Here is a 20,990-nt window from a genome sequence, read left to right as displayed (position 1 = left end):
ATGAGAAAGCATATTCATACAAAAATCGCTCTTCTGTTCATTGTTGGCCTTACCTTAACTTCCTGCCAAAAGGACTTTACTGCGGTCAATACAGATCCGATTAATATTATATCCACCACGCCCAGTAAACTTTTAGCACCGGCCCTGGTTAATTCAGTCTCCGCAGGCTTGTTTCGCAACCGCAATTTTAATAACGAGCTGATGCAGGTAACGGTGAGCATTACCGACGGGGATGGAGCTGTTTTCAGATACGAATACAGAAGTACAGTTTCGGATGATTTATGGAATAAATGGTTTGTACAGATTACCAACTTTAAAGACATTTACAAACTTGCCGGTAAGCCGGAATACTTAAACAAATCTTATCAGGGTATTTCGCTGGTTTGCCAATCGTGGATATTCTCCATGTTAAGTGATGTTTATGGCGACATTCCTTACACTGAAGCCGGACAAGGTGCAAATGGCCTGCTTGAACCTAAATTTGACAAGCAAAAGGATATTTATCTTGATTTGTTTAAAAAGCTGGAAGAAGCCAATACCCTTTTAAGTAGCGGTACAGCAATCCAGGCCTCAAGCGACCCTGTATTTAAAGGTGATATTACTAAATGGCGCAGGTTCTGCAACTCTTTATACCTGCGGTTGCTGATCAGGGTTTCTGGAAAATCTGATGTTTCGGCCATGTGCATTGCAAAAATTAAGGACATCGTTGAAAATAATGCTGCAACCTATCCAATTATGACAAATAATGCAGAATCGGCTACCATTAAATGGACTGGCGGAACAAGTACATCCGATGCTTATACTGCTCCATATGTAAATGGGGTAAGGGCCCAGGATTTCAGGGCACCGGCCATTGGTAGTTTCTTTATTGATCATTTGGTGAACTGGAAAGATCCCCGTTTAGATGTTAGCGCACCTTACGGAACTGGTGGCGCAAATGCCTGGGGAATTGCACAGGGTGGATTAAGCAGTTATTCTGGTGTACCAAGCGGGTATGTTATTGGAACAGGCGTTACAAAAGGGTCTTATTTCTATTCCAATGATCAAACCCTCGGCAGTGGAACATATGGTGCAAAATCATTGCAGCAAAATCCATTAACGGGTATACTAATGAATTACGCTGAAGTTCAGTTTATCTTGGCAGAAGCTGCCGCGAAGGGTTGGATTGCTTCATCTGCCCAAAATTATTACAATGCGGGTATTACTGCTGCCATTAATTACTGGGTTCAGGGATTCACATCCGATCCAACGGCTGCCATGGCCATAAAACATATTGAAGAAGCTGATATAGACTGGAACGATGCCGCGAGCATTGAAAATAAAATGGAACAAATTCATGTGCAAAAATACTATGCCTTGTTTATGGTCGATCTTCAGCAGTGGTTTGAATACCGTCGAACAGGTCATCCTGTATTGCCTAAAGGTGCCGGTTTAAGAAATGGTGGTGTAATGCCCGCACGCATGAATTACCCTGTTTACGTACAATCTGCCAACCCAACCAATTACCAGGCCGCAATAGCCAGCCAGGGACCTGATGTAATATCAACCAATGTATGGTGGCAAAAACCTTAATAAAGAACATTAAGAAACTATTAAAATGAAGAAAATAATATTTTACAGTCTGATTTTGCTTTCTGCCCTATGTACATTAGGTGGATGTAAAAAGGGAAATTATCCAGGCGGACAAATTGGTAATTACTTACCATTATTTGATTTACGGAATTTATATAAAGGAGACGATGTTGCACTTAGTGAGGATAATATGTCGGGTTCTAACAGTGTTACCGGAGTGGTTATTTCTGATCATTCATCGAAAAACATGCCTGCCGGATTGCTGATTATTCAGGATAAACGCCGTTTATCTTTAATCAGAGGTATTTCTATACAATTAGGTGCAGATGCAGCTAAATATATACCCGGCGATTCGGTTGCCGTAAATGTAACGGGTGGAACCTTAAAAAGAGTAGATGGCACTTTACAAATTACAGGGGTTGCTTCAACTGCAGTTAGAAAAATAACTTCTGGCATCATTATTCCTCCAAACCGGGTAGGCAGTAATTTGATATTAGCCAATCCAAATAATTACGAAAGTACATTGGTTGTTGTGGTAAAAGCCGGGTTTGATCCCATCCCTGAACCGATAGATACCTACTCGGGAAATAAAATTATAAACGATGGTTTTGATAATTTTAACCTCTACACAGATCCGTCCGCAACCTTTGCCAGCGCAACAGGGCTTAACTTTAATGCCAACTACTATGGTGTTATTTTTAATACAATGAGCAACAGCGGAAAACTAATCCCACAGTTGCGCATCCGCACTTTAAAAGATGTAAGACCTTTAAGTCCTAAGCCCGAAATAGCAGGTGTAATTATTTCTGGTTATATGGCTGATGCTGAAGGTGGTGATGGTAATTATGAGTACATGCAATTTTTAGCTACCCGCGATATTAATTTTGCGACTACACCTTATTCGGTAGTGGTAACCAATAATGCAGGTGCATCAAGTCCTACCTTGGTTTTTCCAACTAAAGGTTGGGCAACGGGGGCAGATGCGTTAGCTGTTCCGGCAGGCTTAGTATCCAGAACCTATAAATTTAATCTTACCTCGGGCACGGTTTCTAAAGGTGAGTATTTTTACGTAGGTGGATCATCTAAATTAATTAATGGTGTAAATTCAACATCAATTGCCTCTTCTAAATGGATCCGGTCTAAAAACTACACTACAGCAACACCAGCTTCTGCACCGGCAGGAAATGGCGATGGTTTTGGTTTATATACCAGTGGTTTATTTGCCAATAGCGGAAATGCTTCAGGCTTTGCCGTTTTCGAAGGTACCAATGTAGATGTAAACAGCGTGCCAATTGATGTGGTATTTATTGGTACCACAGGTAGTTTATACAGTGCACCTTCAACCGGATATAAAATTGCCAATACCGACTTCTACGATAAAATAGACGTTGTGTCGGATGATTTAACACCACAACCTTTCTACAGATCGGGTACAAACACCTTAAGCTTTAGTTATCAGTTGCCAGCAGATCAGGGTTTTTGGAATAAACTTGGAGGCGTATATAACCCTACTTTGGGCAAATGGGTTAAAGCCAGGTCGCAATCTAATATCGATTTGTCTAAAACATCAACACTTGCTGACATTGAGGATATTACCCTGGTAAAAGTAATTAATGCCACCACAGGACAATACATTAGAACGGATACCATTCCACCAACAAAACTTAAATAAAATAAATAAAAGACTGAAAATGGCAACCATTTTCAGTCTTTTAATATTGTAAACATTCACTTTATATTTAAAGAAATTGAACAGAAGATCTTTTATTCAAAAAACAAGCTTGTTAACCACAGGCCTGTTTATTAGCTTAAAATCATTTCCGGCAGCATTGTTTTCGGAAAATGGAACCGTTTCCGGAAAAGTAACCAGCAAAGGCAAGGCTGTTGCAGGCGTTGTTATTTCTGATGGTTATAGTGTGGTTCAAACAGATAAACAAGGGAATTATCAGCTCGAGCTGAATGACTTGGCTCGTTTTGTTTGGATGAGTACGCCTGCAGGTTACGAATTTAAAACAGAGAGCAGCATTGCCCGTCATTATTATAAACCAGATACAGCTGGTCAACTTAATTTCGACCTTAAACCTTTGAAACAAAAAGATGATCAACATAACTTTATCATTTGGGCCGATCCACAGGTGAAGAACAAAAAAGATGTACAGCAAATGATGGAAACTTCAGTGCCCGATACTTTACAAGTGGTGCAGGGCATGGGAAATACACCAGTACACGGAATTGGTGTTGGCGACTTGGTTTGGGATAATTTTGATCTTTTTCCCGCTTATGATGAAGCAATAGCAAAAATCGGAATTCCATTTTTTCAGGCTTTAGGAAACCACGACCAGGATTACAGACAAGGGGGAGATGATACTTCTGACCGAACCTTTCAGGCTCATTACGGACCAACTTATTACTCGTTTAACCGAGGCAAGGCTCACTATGTGGTGTTGGATGATGTTCGTTATTTAGGTACAGAGCGTGATTATGATGGCTTTATTACACAAACACAATTAGACTGGCTTGCAAAAGATTTGACACTGGTTCCAAAAGATGCATTATTAATTATTTGCCTTCATATTCCTGTACACAACCAGGTAAAAAATAAGGAAGATTTTTATGCGGTTCTTAAAGATTTCAAAAACATACACATAATGTCTGGTCATACCCATTATAACAAAAACATGATCAGTGAAAATATTTACGAACATAACCATGGCACTGTTTGTGGTGGCTGGTGGACAGGTCCGATTTGTGAAGATGGCACGCCAAGAGGATATGGGGTTTATGAGGTAAATGGAACTGAATTAAAGTGGTATTACAAATCTACCGGCAGAGATCGAAAAGCACAATTAGACATTTATGTGGATACCTTGACTAATCAAAAGCGTTTAATAGCAAATGTTTGGAATTATGATCCCGAATGGAAGGTTGAATATTTTTTAGATGGAAAGCCGATGGGAGCGATGTTGCAGCAAGAAGGTTTCGATCCTTTGGCAGTAAAGCTTTATAAGGGAGATAAATTGCCCCAACCACGCGCGTTTGTAGAGCCAAGATCAACCGACCATTTGTTTATAGCACATTTTGAGCCTTCGGTTAAAAAAGTGAAGGTTGTAGCCACAGACCGTTTTGGAGAAAAATTTGAATCAGAAGTAAACAGTAATTAAATCTTGATAAAAAACAATTAAAAAATACAATTATGAAGTTAAGTGTATCCGTTTTATTATTCATTTCTGCATCTTTATGTTCTATGCAAACATTTAGTCAGGCACAATTTCCGGCTTTTAGTGCTGAGGCACATCGTGGCGGCAGGGGTTTAATGCCCGAAAACACAATTCAGGCCATGCAAAATGCCATGAAGATTGAAGGAATTACCACTTTAGAGATGGATACCCACATTACCAAAGATGGTAAAGTAGTGGTTACCCATGATGATTATTTAAGTCCGGGATTTATGCTTACGCCAGATGGAAAAGAAATTCCCGTAAGTGATGCGAAGAAATATCCTGTTTTTCAGATGGATTATGCTAACCTTAAACAATTTGATTTAGGAACAAAGCCACTTGCCGGCTTTCCAAAGCAGCAGAAGACAAAAAGCAATATTCCGCTTTTGGCTGATTTAATTGATGCTGTTCAGCAAGATATTAAGGTAAATAAAAGGAAACAATTCTTTTATAACATCGAAACTAAATGTGCACCACAGGGGGATGGGATTACGAATCCTGAACCTGCAGTTTTTGTTAAATTACTAATGGCGGTTTTGGAAAAAAAGAAGATTTTACCTTACGTGATTATTCAATCTTTTGATAAACGCACCATTCAGTTAATCCACGAAAAATATCCGAATGTTAGAACCTCATTTTTAGTTGCCAATAAAAAAACTTATGAAGAAAATATTGCCGATTTAGGTTATAAACCGTTTATTTTAAGTCCGGAGTGGCATATGGTTAATGCAGAACTTATAGAAAAGGCACATGCCGATGGTGTAAAAGTTCTTCCATGGACACCAAACACGATTGAAGACATGAAAAACTTAAGAAGCTTAAAGGTAGACGGAATCATTTCTGATTATCCTGATCTTTTGGTTCAATCCAAATAATTTATGAACTTGCAATAAATCAAATTCTTTGTAATGAAATCTTTTGTAATAAAAATTGCACTTGTTTTTAGTTTAGTTTTTTATTTAGCTTCCGGTTATTCAAATGCACAAACTGTTCAATGGGATAGTACGTATCGTCCGAATAAATATGCCGAACTGGTTGCCAAATTCCAGGCAGAAGTAAAATCAAAAAAAGACATTATTTTTTTAGGCAACAGCATTACGGCCGGCACAGATTGGGCGAAACTTTTAAACTTACCACTGGCTAAAAACAGGGGCATTTCTGGTGATATTACTTTTGGCGTTTTAGAACGTCTGCAAAATGTAATCGACGGTAAACCTTCTAAAATCTTTATTCTGATCGGTATTAATGATGTTTCAAGGAATATACCGGATAGCGTTATTTTGCGGAATTATAAAACCATGATTGCCAGAATCAGGGCAGGATCAAAAAAGACAAGGATTTATTTTAACACCCTTTTACCTGTAAATGCTTCTTTTGATAAATTCAAAAATCATTATGGAAAAGATGAACATATTTTATGGCTCAACAGTGAAATTAGAAAATTAGAAGCCAAAAATGTAATCATTATAGATCTTTATCCTCACTTTTTAGACCAGGATAAACACCTTAAAGCTGAACTTACAAAAGATGGTTTGCACCTCATTCCGGCCGGATACGAAGTTTGGGCTAAGATTTTACAAGATGGAGGCTATTTAAAATAAAAAATAACACTTTACTTTAATTATTAAGCTTAAGGTTGGTATTATCTCCAATCCTGTATAATGTGGATTAGCTACGCGTACGAGGTGGTATGGTGATAACACCAACCACATGAGCAATTATTAAGCTTAAGGCTGGTGTTATCACCAATCCTGAATAATGTGGATTTAAGCTTAAGGTTGGTATTATCACCAATCCTGTATAATGTGGATTAGCTACGTATACAGGGTAGTATGGAGATAACGCCAACCATATGAGCAAGCTTAAAGTTCGATATAAGCGCCTGCGTTTGCTACATTATTCTGGTTAATCACATCAAGCCTCGGTACATAGCCAAGGCTTTTTAATTTAGAATACTGAAGGATATATCTTTGGTTTTCAGGGTTTTCATCTCCATTGAAAATAATACCCCTAATTTTAATTCCATACTGGTTAAGCAAGTTTATAGATAATAATGTATGATTGATGCTTCCCAGGTAATTTTGAGAAACCAGGATAACTTCCACATTCAAGTGCTTAATTAAATCTACGATCAGCTTATCTTCATTTAAAGGAACCATTAAACCTCCGGCACCTTCAATAATTAAATTATTTTCTGTGTGTGGGGCGGTTATATTTTCCAGGTCTATTTTTACATCATCAAGTGCTGCAGATAGATGCGGCGACAAAGGCTGGGTTAACTGATAGCTTTCCGGATGAATTATCGTTTTGGTGTTGCTGATTAAACTTTTCACGGTTAAGCTGTCGCTGCTTTCCAAATCGCCTGATTGTATAGGTTTCCAGTAATCTGCTTTTAATTTCTCTGTTAAAATGGCACTGATTAAAGTTTTGCCAATTCCGGTTCCAATTCCGGTAATAAAATATTTAGTCATTAATGCTTTTTAAATAATCTGTTAAGTCGATAATTTCCTGGTCGCTGTTAAAAGTATGTAAGCAGATCCTCAATCGTTCTTTACCTTTTGGTACGGTTGGACTAAGAATTGCGCGCACATCAAAATGATGTTGTTGTAATTTTAAGGCGGCTACCTTAGTTTCTTCATTTGATGAAAAAATCACCCCTTGAATAGGACTGATGCTGTTCATTGAAACAATATTTTTTTGCGCCAGCTGGGCTCTAAAGAAATTAATTTTACGGTGTATTAGCTGCTGGTCGTTTTGTTTTAACAATTGATAAGCACATTTTATAGCCACAGCCGAATGGATGGGGGCAGCCGTAGTGTAAATAAAAGAACGCGCAAAGTTAATGAGGTAATTTCTTAAATTTTGGCTTCCTAAAACAATGGCTCCGTGCGTGCCCATGGCTTTTCCGAAAGTTACAATCCTGGCAAAAACTTGTTCGGTAAGGTTAAGTTCATTTATTAAGCCTTTTCCTTGCGGGCCAAAAATGCCAGTGGCATGAGCCTCGTCAACAATTAAATTGGCTTCATATTTATTGCAAAGCGCAGCAATTTCTGCTAAAGGCGGAACATCACCATCCATAGAATAAACACTTTCTACAACCACAAAAATGTTTCCTTTAGATAATCTTATTTTATCTTCAAGGTCATTTAAATCGTTGTGGGTAAATTTATAACGGGTGGCATGTGTTAATCGGCAACCATCAATAATACTGGCGTGAATGAGTTCATCTGTAATAATGGTATCACCACGTTGTGGTACACTTGATAAAAGCCCTACATTGGCATCATAACCGGAATTAAAGATTAAGCCACTTTCAGCCTGATGAAAATCAGCGATATGTTGTTCAGTTTCTTCAATATAAAGCGTGTTGCCACTGAGCAGGCGAGAGCCGCCCGAACCATTAGGATAAGTAGTTAACTTTAAAAGTTCTTTATTTATATACTCCTTTAACAGGGCGGATTGTGCAAAACCAATGTAGTCATTAGAACAAAAATCTACTGGTGGGAAAGATGTTTTTAGGCATCTGATGGAATGATCTTCAATTCTTTGCTGAAGCTTAAAATTTAAAAACTGCTCGATTTTATTCATCGCCCAAAAATAAAGAAAGCAGCAGAAAACTATTGTATAAAAAAAGCGATTCTTTTAGGGAATCGCTTTTTAAGTATATGAATTAATTAACCTTGTGCTGGTGGAGCAGAAACTACAGGTGGTTTTGGTTTTCTACCTTTACCATCTCTTGGTTTCATGTTTTTCATCTTTTCTTTTGCCTCTGCTCTAAAAGCATCCAGTTTTGTTTTCTGGTCGGCAGTTAAAATCTGATCTAATTGTGCTTTTGATGCATCCATATCTGCTTTGCGGTCTTTCATTTTACCTTTCATCGCATCTTTGTCGGCATTGCGCCATGTATCCATTTTTTTAGCTCTATCCAACTCTACTGCATAAACCTTCGTTTTCTGATCAGCGGTAAGGCTTAATTTTTTATCCATTGCCGCAGTTGCTTTATCTGCACGTTGTTCAGCAGTTAATTTAGACATTTTAGACATTGGCATATGGTGCCTTCTTGTGGTGTCTTGCGCAAAAGCAGCAGTAAATCCCATCACTGCTATTGCTATTGTTAAAATTGTTTTTTTCATTTTCCTATGTGTTTTTGTTTACACTGATAGAGCAAAAAAAAGCAAGACGGTTTAATTGGCAAATGTTAAATTTTGTTAATTTCTGTTTAGCTGAGAAATTGACTTCTGCATTTGCGACATCATTTGTGTTAATGTTTCTATTGTTGGATCAGGGGTAGGCTCAGGCAAAGAGGTCGAAATGTATGCCTTTGCTCTCCATATCTCCAATATATCATCGGCAGCAATGGTGTAAGGATCGTAAACCTTATTGTCTGAAATTAATTTTAAATCCTTATTTTCTTTAAAACGGTTGCCTGCTCTTTTATAAACAACACCTTCGTTTTTACTAATCACAATATAAGTTTCACCAGTTTTAACTTCGTTCCAGTTATCCAGGTATTCGCCAATAATTAAACTACCAGGCTGCACAGGCAACATGCTATCGCCCATAATTTCAAATGCACGGAAAGTACCCTGGCGTAATGCAGGGATGGGTAATTGAAATTTAGGTAGATCACTAATGTATTGAGGATCTGAAAAACCGTTTAAATAACCCGCACTGGCTTTAACCGGAACCAATTCTATATTTTCATTGTCGTTCTGATCTACAGAAATACTTAGTACCCTTAAGTTGGAGCCCGAACTTTTTGGCTTCGGTTTCCATGCGTCAGATATCTTTTCGTTAATAAATTCGTCGATAGTGAGGTCGAAATATTCTGCTATTTTTTTTAGCAAATCATATTTTGGCTCTGCACGGTCTTCTTCGTACGCTCCGATCAGGGATCTTTTAATTTCCATAATATCAGCAAATTGCTGCTGTGTATGGCTCTTTTTCTTTCTGAGGTACTTTAAATTATTTGAAATATTCGACATAAAAATAAATTTTAAAATAAATTTGGAATTACTAAAATAGTTAGTAATTTTATGCCAATAAAGTTAGTAATATTATTTTGAATTGCAAGAGTATATACTAATTAGTTTAGTTGGAAAATTTAACACCGTTATCCGAAACTGCATGATATAAATGCAAAATTCAGTAACAATTAGAAATTACAGAGAAGTTATGAAAAAGTTTGTTTACATCGTTACCGACCGAAACCGTACCAGCATGCACGTAGGCATGAGTTCTGATTTAATTAAAACATTAGATTTCTACAAGAAAATGCCAAACCTGTTTTTTGATAATGCACAACAATTAACCCGTTTAGTTTACTTTGAGGAGTTTAAAACCGAAGCACAGGCTTTATCACGGTTTAAATTAATCAGCCGTTTTACCCGCATGCAGAAAGAACGCCTGGTAAGATCTTGTAATCCCGATTGGATAGATTTAACTATTGGATTGGATTTCGAAAATATTCTTTTGCACAGGCCCGTAAACCAGGTTAAACTTGCATTTACCAGTTTATCTTAATCCCTGCTTTTTTAAAGCATGAGGGTTAAGATAAACTATAAAATAAAGCAATAGGGTATGCTTCAATTGTTTTTAAAGAATAAAATTCAATCAATTTTTTATTTTCTTCAGGAAAATATTTTCCAATTCTTGAAGGTCTTCGAAAAATTTATTTTTGTCCATAAACACTTTTGGATTATAAGCATCTCCTGGTTTATGTTTTTTATGGAGATCAAATTGACTTGCATGCGAAGAAACCCAAATGTCAAAATCAAGTTTTTTCATTGATTTAAAAGTTTCTGCATAATCCTTTTGAATATTTTGATAAGAGGTTACTTCTGAAAATTTCTTGTCAACAATTATAGAAGGCATATTGGCAATCAAAACTTTGTAAGTTGAATTTTTATCTTTTGTATTAAATATAAAACTACATGATCCTTTGGTATGGCCAGGGTGATGAAGCATCGTTAAAGTAGTGCTGCCCAAATTGATTTTATCATTATTTCTTAAAAGAAAATCAGGGTTTACAGGTTTAAACGTTACCCCATATTTTCCAAGTTCATAATCAGATTTACCTCCGGTTTTAAGCACATCTGCATCTTTTTCATCAACATACAATTTCGCACCAGTTTCTTTTTTAAGATCTGCCAGTGCGCCCGTATGATCGAAATGTGCTTGTGTTAAGAGCAGGATTTTGATTGATTTATAATCAAAACCTAAAGTTTTTATATTTTCTTTTATTATAGGAAGTGAATTGGCTAAACCTGTGTTTATTAAAATATGTCCTTTGTCCGTTACAATTAAATAAGATGCTAAGTCATAAGTACCCACATAATAAAGATTACCTGCAATTCTAAAAGGTTCAGTTGTTTGAGTCCATTCTTTTGGATTGTTAACAGGTTCTTTCACTGTTTGAGCAAAAACCAACATCCTGAAAGACAATAAAACCAGTACAATAATTTTTTTCATATTTATATTCAAATTCGTAATTACCAGCCTGGTGCAAAGGTTAAACCAAATATACCGCCTTTAACATCTTTACGTTGAAAAGGAATTGCATAATAAGGTTCTAAAACAAAGTATCCAAAAACATTAACCCTTAACGATAATCCAACACTCATTTGAGGTACACGCTCTGTGGTGGTTTGGTACGTTACAGGTTTTCCGTCTTTTAAAACCGGATTGCCGTTTTTGTCTAAAGATATATTGTCTACATAAGTTGGCGAACTTTTAAATACAACCTTGGTATCATTTGTCCAGGCTAAACCTGCATCAAAGAATAAGTTCAAATCTGTAAATAATAATTTAGAAGGAATAGCCGCTAATTTTTTAGGTCCGGTAAAAGGTAATCTAACTTCAAAATTAAACACAGCTATTTTACTTCCTGTTAACTGGTTAATATCAAATGTGCTTGAAGAACTTTCTGTTGTGTTTTTATAAATGGAGTTGGCTTCATAACCCCTGATTAAATATGGATAACCTACATACATTGGATATAAACGGTCAGCGTCTTTACCGATACGAAGACTGTTATAACTTCTTGCGGCAATCGTGATCGGCTTAATTCTCCAGTATTTTCTTACATCAACATTAACACCGGAGAAATTATAGGTTCCAAAATATTTTTCGCCACCAATGCGGTATCTAAAGCCATCAAGTGGAGCTGCAAGTCCGAAAATCGAATTGTCTCCGACAAAGGTTGCATTTAATTGATAAAGGGTAAAAGAATTAAATGGAATACCCAGTTCATCACTGGCCACATCGTTAGAAACTCTTACTTTTTCTGACCCAATGTAATTACCGGTTGTGGTGCTGTAGTACTTATTGTAACGATCAATTCTGTAACTGTAGTGTGAAAATGCACCACCAAGTTCAAACCTGTGCTTTTTATTAAAAGGGTAGGCCCCAAATAACTGGAACTGATCTTCAAATGTTCTGATAATATCTGTTCTGTAGTTTTCTGCCTGTGTTGTTGTACCATCATTTAGGGGCACATTTTCTATCTTATACGAACTTAAACCAGATATATAAGGAATGTGTGAGACGGCTGCCCCCCAGTTAATTCTGCTTTTTTGGTTTACATAACCTACCAAACCACCAAAATCATAAATTTCTCCGTTAATAGATAGGTTGGCTATAATTTGATTGGTACCCAGGATATCACTAAACATGCCCATAATTCCACCTTGAACACCGGTTCCGAAACGACTTGTGGATACACCTATACCGCCACTGTTTGCTAGGTAATCAAGTCTGAATTTAGGCCTGTATGGCACTGTTTTCATCGAGTCTGCTGTTAATTTTTCAAACCGGTCGAAATTAGAAAGGTTTGAATTGATAATGTTTACCCCAATATTTTCCATAGGCGGAAGAACAGCTGCATCAAAATTTTCTTCCTGATTACCAATTCTTTTCGTCTTAAAGCTGCTTAATTTCGCATTGTATAAAGTGTAGCGCTGGTAACGGTAATAGCTGTAAACCAGCTCATCGGTTTGCGAAACAGAAATAGCAGGGGAGAATTCCGTTATTCCGCTAATGCCGGTAAAATAATCGGTTAACTGATCAACCGTGTTATCTGCAAAATTATATTTGTACAAGTTTCTAAAACCGTCTCTGTTTGAAAGAAAATAGATGTTTTGACTATTTGCCGAAAATTGTGCATTGAGGTTATTGGCGCCTGGAAAAACATCAAGATTGCTTACTGTTTTAGCGGTAATATCATAAACGGCTAAATTTATTGGGTTAACGGCCTGAATATTTTTATTTTGAATGGCCGCACGGTCTGATGAGAAAACCAATTTTTTTCCATCAGGAGAATAACTTGGAGCATAATCAGAATACACGTCGCTGGTAATTTGTGTTACCTGTTTGGTATCAAGGTTATAAGAGAATATATCGCTCTGGCCTTCTACCATACCTGAAAAAGCAATATCTTTTCCGTTAGGCGACCAGGTTAGGTTGCCAAATTGCTGAACCTGATCCATTGCGGTTTGAGAAATGGTATTTCCGTTGGCAACATTAATAATCATCATTTGATTTCTGCCTTTACTAAAAATACTGAATGCAAACTGCTTGCTATCAGGGGACCATGCCCCGGCAGACTCAATAAAGTTAAAATCATCGATATGCTCATTGGAAATCTGGCTACTTAACTTTCGGATAATCTGCCCGGTTTTGGCATCAGCAAGAAACAAATCGATTCCAAAAAGATCTTTCTCAGACATGAAAGCCAAGTATTTTCCATCGGGACTAAGGGCCGGCGCAACGTTCATATTGCCTGCATTTTTATTGTCAATAATTTTAGTTCCTGTAATTTTAATTTGCGAGCTATCAGCCTTTAACATGGGCTTATAATGCGCGTCGATGGCATTTTTCCATAAGCCGGATAATGTTTTATCGTCATAGCCAAAAGTATATTTTATGGCATTTTCGTATCCATATTTGGCTGTATTCTTAAATAAAGGAACGATTGTGGTATCACCATATTGCGAACCAATGTAAGTCCAAAATGCCTGCCCATAACGATAAGGGAAGTATTTATTGGAATTGGTCAGGTCTTTTAGTGATGGAATATCCCGGTTCAACATCGCATCGCGCATCCACATGGAGGTAAATGCATCCCGTTTTCCAATAGAAAGGTATTCGGCCATACCTTCTACCATCCATAAAGGGGTTTGGCCGATATTTTCTAAACTGATTGAATCTTTCTCCAGTAACACATGATACTGGAAAGCGTGCACCAACTCATGGCCCAAAACGTGCCTGGTTTGGCTGTTTAACTCCATAACAGGCATAATCACCCTGTTTTTAAGGGCTTCAGTAACGCCACCGGTTCCGATGCCAATCTCACCTTGGAGAGCGGTAGTTTGTTGAAAATCAGGATGATTGTTGTAAAGTATGATCGGGTTCTTTTTTAAAAAGGTATCACGAAATACTTCCTGGTGCATTTTATACCAGGTTTCTGCATCTTGCGAGAATCTTTTTAATAGATTTTCATTTTTAATGTAATAGTAAATTTCAAAATGCGGCGTTTGTAAAACTTTGAAATCAAGTTTCTTATATCTGACTTTGTTTTGTCCAAAATATTGAGCCTGAGCAGAGAAAGAAACAATAAGCAGAAGCAAAACCGGAACATATTGCCTGATAAAAGTAGAGCTTATCTTCATAGAAAATGGTTTGTTAAAGATTTTATAATGGTATTTTGAGAAAAATTAAGATAAAAGTAATAATTGTTTAAATGTTACAGCGGATTTTAACAATTAAGAAAAAATATTTGACCTGAAAAAATGTCATTCTGGATTTATTTTAAATAGGATCTTAAATAAATTCAGAATGACAAAGGAAGAGTAAGTAAAAGATTTAGTTGTTTTCTTTTGCCTTTTTTTCTCTTTCTTCCTGGCGTTTTTTTCTTTTTAGCTCACGTTCTTCTTTCCTGGTTAAAGGAACTGTAGCTTCGGGCTGGTTTTGAACCGGTTCGGTTTTCTTTTCTTCCTTTTTAATTTCGGGTTCTTTACCTGTTACTGGTGTAACAGGTTCTTCTATCACCACAGGAACGTCGGTAGCTGTAGAATCAACCAGTACACTATCTGTAGTGGCGGTATCTGCTACAATTCTTGGGCTCGGGCAATTTATGGTCCTGGTAATCGGAACAGTTGCTTTAGGAAAAGCACCGTAAGTATAACCACTTGAAGGATCTAAATATACTTTTTCCATAAACTTGGCAAAAATTGGAAGGGCGGTTCTTGATCCTTCGCCTTGTTCTCCATTTTTAAAGTGAGCAGTTCGCTCATCGCAACCTACCCAAACACCGGTCACCAAATCTTTGGTCATTCCCATGTACCAGGCATCTACATAATCAGATGAAGTACCGGTTTTGCCACCTATCTGATTGTTTTTCTTAAACAGATTTGGCCATTCCCACAATGCCTGAGACGTACCACCTGGTTCTTCCATTCCTCCTCTAAACATATAAGTCATTAACCAGGCAATTTCCTCTGTTAAAACCCTTTTTGTTTTAGGTTTAAAATCTTCAATTAGGTTGTCGTCTAAATCTGTAATTTTTTCAACCAGGATAGGGTCGGTTTTAACACCTTTGTTTAAGAAAGTGCTATAAGCCTTAACCATTTCGTAAACGGTTACATCGTTAGAACCCAAACTCACTGAAGGTACAGATTCCAGGTGACTGTCAATTCCGCATTCGTGCGCCCATTTAACCACATTATCCCAGCCCACTTTTTCAGTTACCTGCGCTGTAATGGTATTTACTGATTTTGCCATTGCCCAACGTAAACTCATTTCACGATAGCTCACACTGTAATCGGCATTTTTAGGCTCCCAATATTTGGTTTCGCCTTTATCCTGATAAGCTATTTTTACCGGTTTATCTGTAAATTTATCGCAAGGACTCATCCCTTGCTCTAATGCTGTTAAATATGCAAATGGTTTAAAAGTAGACCCTGCCTGGCGTTTTGATTGGTTCACATGGTCGTATTTAAAGAATTTATGGTCTATACCACCAACCCAAACTTTAATTTTTCCGCTGGCTGGCTCCATGGTCATCATTCCCGTATTTAATATTTTACCATAGTAACGGATTGAATCCATTGTCGAAAATAAAGTATCCCTATCGCCTTTATAAGTAAAAATCTGCATCCTTTTCTTTTTATTAAAATAGGCAGTTACAGAATCTGGCTGGTTTGGAAATTTCTTTTGCAGTAAGCTGTAAATCGGTAAATTTTTCATTGCACGTGCAGGATAATCCACTTTTTGCTTTTCCGAATCGTACCATGGATCTTCGTTACCCCAAACACTATAAAACCTTCTTTGCAGCGTTTTCATTTGCTCCTGAACGGCTTCTTCAGCATATTTCTGTAACTTGGAGTCAATAGTCGTATAAATTTTTAAACCATCTTCATATAAATCATAACCATTGTCGTTTGCCCATTTTTCAAGGTATTTAGAAACAGCTGCTCTTAAATAGGAATCACCATCGCTACCATCTTCCATTTTACCTTCTTTAAGTTTAATGGGCAGTTTAAGCAGTTCAGTTAAGCTGTCTTTACTTAAAAATTTGTATTTGTTCATTTGATTTAAAACCGTATTTCTACGTTCTAAAGCCTTCTCTGGGTTTTTTGTCGGATTATAAAGCGTTGTTCCTTTTAACATACCAACCAATAAAGCGGCATCGTTAGTGGCCAGTTCTTTTGCATCTTTATCAAAATAAATACGGCTTGCTGTTTTTATTCCATAAGTATTGTTGCCAAATGATACGGTATTGAGGTACATGGTAATAATATCCTGCTTGGAATAGTTAGACTCAAGCTTTACTGCCGTCATCCACTCTTTTAATTTAGGGATTAAGGTTCTTAATACAGGTAATTTGGATAAAACACCAGATGATTTATTATACCTTGTCCGGTATAAGTTTTTAGCCAGCTGCTGGGTAATCGTACTTGCGCCACCATCTTTACCCATACCCACTACAGCACGCGCAACAGCCTGCATATCAACGCCCCAGTGTTTGTAAAAACGAACATCTTCTGTTGCAACCAAGGCATGTATAACGCTGGGTGCAATTTCATTATAACTTACCGGTGTTCTGTTTTCCTTAAAGTATCTGCCAATCAGTTTTCCGTCGGCAGTGTATAATTCAGAACCCACTCGCTGACTGGGTGCTTTTATATCGTGATAACTTGGAGAATAGCCAAATAGCCATAAAAAGTTAAGTTGAAGGGCACAGAAGAAAATTATTATAAAAAAAATACCAATTACAGGATAACGTAAGTACTTGTTTTTTATCTCTTTAAACATATGGGTTGTGATGATCTGTTGGTTAATGCTTTGGCGTTAAATATAAAAAACTCTATAGGTAAATTAACTTATTTAGTTTACTTATTTTTTAATTCTATATTTAAATTATTGATCTACGGAATTAATTACATGAATTTATAAAGTATGAAGAACGAATTTAAGGGACTTATTGTACAGGGCGATAAGAAATTTTCTATAAAAAATGCTAAAACAGATTACACCGGCGGGTATAATAAGGAAAAAGCAAAAGATGCACTTGTAAATGCTAAAATTGAAATTAACCACTTGCAGGAAAAACTATATGCAGCCAATTCACATTCGCTTTTAATTATTTTCCAGGCGATGGATGCAGCAGGAAAAGACAGTGCAATTGAGCACGTAATGAGCGGTTTAAACCCGCAAGGCTGCCAGGTATTTAGTTTTAAAGTTCCAACTTCTGAAGAATATGAACACGATTTTTTATGGAGACATTACAAGGCTTTACCAGAAAGAGGTAGGATTGGCATTCACAACCGATCGCACTATGAAAATGTATTGGTTTGCAAAGTACATCCAGAATATATTTTAAGTGAAAGTATTCCGGATTACAGCAATGTGAAAAAAATCGATAAAGCATTTTGGAAACAGCGTTATGAAAGCATTCGCAACTTTGAAGAGCATTTAAGTTCTAATGGAACAGTTATTTTAAAATTCTTTTTGAATGTAAGTAAGGCTGAACAGAAAATACGGTTTTTAGATCGGATAGATGATCCTACCAAAAATTGGAAATTTTCATCAGGCGACATTAAAGAACGCGCCATGTGGGATGATTATATGAAAGCCTATGAAGAGGCCATAAACGAAACCAGTACTGAAAAAAATCCCTGGCATGTAATACCAGCAGATAAAAAGTGGTTTGCCCGTTTGGCAATCAGTGAAATTATTGCAGATAAATTAAAAAGTCTGAATTTAAAATTTCCTGTACTGGCAGAGGAGGAAGCGGCAAAATTACAATTAAGCAAAGAGAGCTTAATTAGTGAGTAGTTTAATCACTTGCTGTATATTCACTAATTTCTGTGATTTTGCGTTTCTGAAACAGACCTATTTTTTTTAACATTTGCATCCATTAAAACAATTCTTAAAGTTTAATCTTTATAGAGCAAAGTACGAATGACATTAAAAGCCGAAACTTCATTAGTTTCTATATTAGACAATGATTTTTACAAGTTTACCATGCAACAGGGCGTGGTTAGGTTATTTCCGTGGGCAAAGGCGAAGTATAAGTTTATAAACAGAGGCAACCATTCTTTTCCTGAAGGTTTTGATCAAGCCTTACGCGCAGCTGTAAATCAAATGGCCCATTTAAAATTAACCAAAGCCGAAAAGAAATTTTTACAGCTAACCTGTCCTTATTTAGATCCTGTTTATCTCGATTTTTTGGAAGGTTATACTTACAATCCAGAAGAAGTGCTGATTAGCCAAAACGGCGATCAAATTGAGGTTAAGATAGAAGGATCATGGTACAGAACGATTTTATGGGAAGTGCCTTTAATGGCGTTGATTAGTGAATTGTATTATGTTCTAAAAGGTTTAAATCGGGTTAGCGATGATGAAATTATCGAAAAAACGCGTAATAAAATTGAAAATTACCGCAAGCTCGGCGTAACGGTAGCAGAATTCGGAACCCGGAGAAGATATTCTTACCAGGTACATCGTTTGGTAATGGAATCGTTAATGAAATACGGTACAGGCTCTTTTATTGGTACCAGCAATGTGCATCTGGCGATGTTGCATAAAACAAAACCCATTGGAACACATGCACACGAATGGTTTATGTTTCACGCGGCGCGTTATGGATTTAAAATGGCCAATGCTACAGGCCTTCAACACTGGGTGGAGGTTTATCGCGGAGATTTAGGCATTGCCTTATCTGATACTTACACCACAGATGTATTTTTCAGGCAGTTTGATAAAATGTTTTCTAAACTATTTGATGGTGTTAGGCACGACAGCGGAGATCCCCTGATTTTTGCAGATAAAGTAATCGAGCATTATAAAAGCATGGGCATTGATCCGCTGAGTAAAACCATCATTTTTTCTGATGCGCTTAATTATAATAAAGTAGAACACATTGTAAATTATTGTAAAGGAAAAATAGGCATGTCGTTTGGCATTGGTACCAATTTAACCAACGATGTAGGTTCTGAACCCATGAATATTGTGATCAAAATGACACAGGCCCTTCCTAAAGACGACGAATGGATAGAGGTTGTTAAGTTATCTGACGAAGAGGGCAAACATACCGGAGACCAATTAACCATTGATCTGGCAAAAACGATTTTGGGTATTCAGTAATATAGCCAGTTCGATTAATGTTATGTTAGCAGTTATTAATCGAACAAGATTACTTCTTTAAGTATAAAAATACCTCATCCTGTTTGTATAAAACTTCCTCACTTCTAAAAGAAGAACAAAATTAATATGGACAGGATGAGGTAAATAATCACTAGAACTTTTAAATCTGTTATTTTAAAATCAACTCAATCACCGGAATTTCAAAATTTGGTTTTTTCTTAGGTAATTTTAAGACTAAATCATCTGTATTGGATTTTTCTTTATCAATTACAAGCTCAGAATTGTCGTGTAAAAACTGGGCATAATCTACTTTACTTCTGTAGCCTTTTAAAGTGATGCTGCCATTGGAAGGATAATCAAATAAATGTACATACAATCTTTTAGCATTTGCGTTATAAGTAAGTTTTGTGCCGTCTATAACTTTAAAATCGGCAGGAGCGTAGCTGCAATTGTAAATAGATTTACTGTTGTGGCTCATCCATTTACCAAGACTATCTAAAGCTAAATTTGCCCGATCATCAAATTCTCCCCGGGCTGTAGGGCCAACGTTTAACAAAATATTACCACCATTTGCTACAGATGTAATTAGTAAATCCAATAGCTTTCTGTTCGTTTTCCAGGTATCTTCATCGCGGTAATAACCCCATGAACCCGAAAAAGTCTGACAAGTTTCCCAAACTTTGCCTTTATATTTTTCAAGTTCTTTCGTACTTACCTGCTCAGGTGTTTCAAAGTCGACACCATCTTCGTAATCATTTAAATCCAATCGATTGTTTACAATGATGCCAGGTTGAAGTTTGCGTATCATTTTAAGTAATTCTACTGAACCCCAGTCATCTTTACCCTTTCCAAATTTACCAGGGTAAGAGAAATCGAGCCATAAAATATCTATTTTACCATATTTAGTTAAAATTTCTTTTACCTGATTGTATAGGTAGGTTCTATATTTAGCCATATCTTTTCCCTTATTTACCTTCTCATAATAAGCTGCATCATCCTTTTTTAAGGCCCTTTGCGGATGCATGTCGTCAATGGTAAAATCAGGGTGATGCCAGTCGATTAACGAATAGTAAAGACCAACCTTTAAGCCTTCAGCTCTAAATGCATCAATATATTCTTTCACCAAATCTCTTTTGGCAGGTGTGTTAGTGGCTTTATAATCGGTAAACTGGCTATCAAATAAAGTAAATCCCTCATGGTGTTTAGAAGTCATTACAGCATACTTCATTCCTGCTGCCTTGGCTTCTTTAGCCCATAATTTAGGTTGAAACAAGTCTGGGTTAAAGTTTTTAAAGTATTTTTCATAGTCCTCATTAGTCATTCTTTCCATGTTCTTTACCCACTCATGCCGGGCGGGCAAGGCGTAAAGTCCCCAGTGAATAAACATTCCAAAACGACTATCTGTCCACCATTCCATGCGTTTCTTTTTTGCCTCGGGTGTTTCATTTCCGATTCTTTTTTGTGCAAAAACCGATGAAGCTGCAACCAGTATGCAACAAAACAATAAGCAGATCTTTTTTCTCATAATATTTGGTTGTTATAATAAGCGGTCTG

16 protein-coding genes are annotated in these 20,990 nt (G+C 36.8%); 8 read left to right on the top strand and 8 right to left on the bottom strand.

Annotated features, from left to right (window positions below; genetic code table 11):
• The 5 genes from R2Q77_RS09845 to R2Q77_RS09825 all read left to right on the top strand — a co-directional run bounded on the left by R2Q77_RS09845 (position 1) and on the right by R2Q77_RS09825 (position 6,391).
• Positions 1-1,572 carry a SusD/RagB family nutrient-binding outer membrane lipoprotein gene (locus R2Q77_RS09845; RefSeq protein WP_316803552.1) on the top strand — a complete coding sequence of 524 codons (1,572 nt, stop codon included), beginning with the start codon at positions 1-3 and terminating at the stop codon, positions 1,570-1,572.
• 25 nt (positions 1,573-1,597) lie between these two features.
• Entirely contained in the window at positions 1,598-3,244 is a 1,647-nt protein-coding gene (locus tag R2Q77_RS09840; protein WP_316803551.1) for a DUF5689 domain-containing protein, read from the top strand.
• Positions 3,245-3,320: 76 nt separating this feature from the next.
• Positions 3,321-4,733: a calcineurin-like phosphoesterase family protein gene (locus tag R2Q77_RS09835; RefSeq protein ID WP_316803550.1), complete on the top strand. Its 1,413-nt coding sequence runs from the start codon at positions 3,321-3,323 to the stop codon at positions 4,731-4,733.
• Between the two features lie 32 nt (positions 4,734-4,765).
• Positions 4,766-5,665, top strand: a complete 900-nt coding sequence (locus R2Q77_RS09830) for a glycerophosphodiester phosphodiesterase family protein (protein ID WP_316803549.1) — start codon at positions 4,766-4,768, stop codon at positions 5,663-5,665.
• Between the two features lie 33 nt (positions 5,666-5,698).
• On the top strand, positions 5,699-6,391 hold the full coding sequence (locus R2Q77_RS09825; RefSeq protein WP_316803548.1) for a GDSL-type esterase/lipase family protein: 693 nt from the start codon (positions 5,699-5,701) through the stop codon (positions 6,389-6,391).
• Between the two features lie 261 nt (positions 6,392-6,652).
• Here R2Q77_RS09825 and bioD read toward each other — a convergent pair whose 3' ends face one another.
• From bioD to R2Q77_RS09805, 4 genes are all read right to left on the bottom strand, one after another.
• Positions 6,653-7,261 carry a dethiobiotin synthase gene (bioD, locus tag R2Q77_RS09820; RefSeq protein WP_316803547.1) on the bottom strand — a complete coding sequence of 203 codons (609 nt, stop codon included), beginning with the start codon at positions 7,259-7,261 and terminating at the stop codon, positions 6,653-6,655.
• Entirely contained in the window at positions 7,254-8,378 is a 1,125-nt protein-coding gene (locus R2Q77_RS09815; RefSeq protein ID WP_316803546.1) for an 8-amino-7-oxononanoate synthase, read from the bottom strand. Before R2Q77_RS09815 ends, bioD begins: the two co-directional genes overlap by 8 nt.
• Positions 8,379-8,464: 86 nt before the next feature.
• On the bottom strand, positions 8,465-8,923 hold the full coding sequence (locus tag R2Q77_RS09810; protein ID WP_316803545.1) for a hypothetical protein: 459 nt from the start codon (positions 8,921-8,923) through the stop codon (positions 8,465-8,467).
• A 75-nt stretch (positions 8,924-8,998) separates the two neighbouring features.
• Positions 8,999-9,775 (bottom strand): LexA family transcriptional regulator, encoded by a 777-nt coding sequence (locus tag R2Q77_RS09805; RefSeq protein ID WP_316803544.1) that lies wholly within the window; start codon positions 9,773-9,775, stop codon positions 8,999-9,001.
• Positions 9,776-9,965: 190 nt separating this feature from the next.
• Between R2Q77_RS09805 and R2Q77_RS09800 the strand changes: the two genes are divergently transcribed.
• Positions 9,966-10,313 carry a GIY-YIG nuclease family protein gene (locus R2Q77_RS09800; protein WP_131537944.1) on the top strand — a complete coding sequence of 116 codons (348 nt, stop codon included), beginning with the start codon at positions 9,966-9,968 and terminating at the stop codon, positions 10,311-10,313.
• Positions 10,314-10,403: 90 nt separating this feature from the next.
• On the opposite strand, the gene blaB3PEDO is transcribed toward R2Q77_RS09800, so the two are convergent.
• The 3 genes from blaB3PEDO to R2Q77_RS09785 all read right to left on the bottom strand — a co-directional run bounded on the left by blaB3PEDO (position 10,404) and on the right by R2Q77_RS09785 (position 17,102).
• Positions 10,404-11,261, bottom strand: coding sequence for a PEDO-2 family subclass B3 metallo-beta-lactamase (blaB3PEDO, locus tag R2Q77_RS09795; RefSeq protein WP_316803543.1), 858 nt, complete (start codon positions 11,259-11,261; stop codon positions 10,404-10,406).
• 20 nt (positions 11,262-11,281) lie between these two features.
• Positions 11,282-14,458: a peptidase MA family metallohydrolase gene (locus R2Q77_RS09790; protein WP_316803542.1), complete on the bottom strand. Its 3,177-nt coding sequence runs from the start codon at positions 14,456-14,458 to the stop codon at positions 11,282-11,284.
• A 193-nt stretch (positions 14,459-14,651) separates the two neighbouring features.
• The gene (locus R2Q77_RS09785; protein WP_316803541.1) at positions 14,652-17,102 is read right to left on the bottom strand and encodes a transglycosylase domain-containing protein; all 2,451 of its coding nucleotides are present in this window, start codon (positions 17,100-17,102) and stop codon (positions 14,652-14,654) included.
• A gap of 144 nt (positions 17,103-17,246) precedes the next feature.
• On the opposite strand from R2Q77_RS09785, the gene R2Q77_RS09780 reads away from it, so the two are divergent.
• The gene (locus R2Q77_RS09780) at positions 17,247-18,125 is read left to right on the top strand and encodes a polyphosphate kinase 2 family protein (protein WP_316803540.1); all 879 of its coding nucleotides are present in this window, start codon (positions 17,247-17,249) and stop codon (positions 18,123-18,125) included.
• A gap of 126 nt (positions 18,126-18,251) precedes the next feature.
• Entirely contained in the window at positions 18,252-19,436 is a 1,185-nt protein-coding gene (gene pncB / locus R2Q77_RS09775; RefSeq protein ID WP_316803539.1) for a nicotinate phosphoribosyltransferase, read from the top strand.
• A 169-nt stretch (positions 19,437-19,605) separates the two neighbouring features.
• Here pncB and R2Q77_RS09770 read toward each other — a convergent pair whose 3' ends face one another.
• On the bottom strand, positions 19,606-20,961 hold the full coding sequence (locus R2Q77_RS09770) for an alpha-L-fucosidase (RefSeq protein ID WP_316803538.1): 1,356 nt from the start codon (positions 20,959-20,961) through the stop codon (positions 19,606-19,608).
• Positions 20,962-20,990: the final 29 nt, after the last annotated feature.

The sequence above is a fragment of the Pedobacter nototheniae genome, assembly GCF_032678625.1.
Taxonomy (GTDB): domain Bacteria; phylum Bacteroidota; class Bacteroidia; order Sphingobacteriales; family Sphingobacteriaceae; genus Pedobacter; species Pedobacter nototheniae_A.
This window is presented reverse-complemented; position numbering and strand designations above follow the sequence as displayed.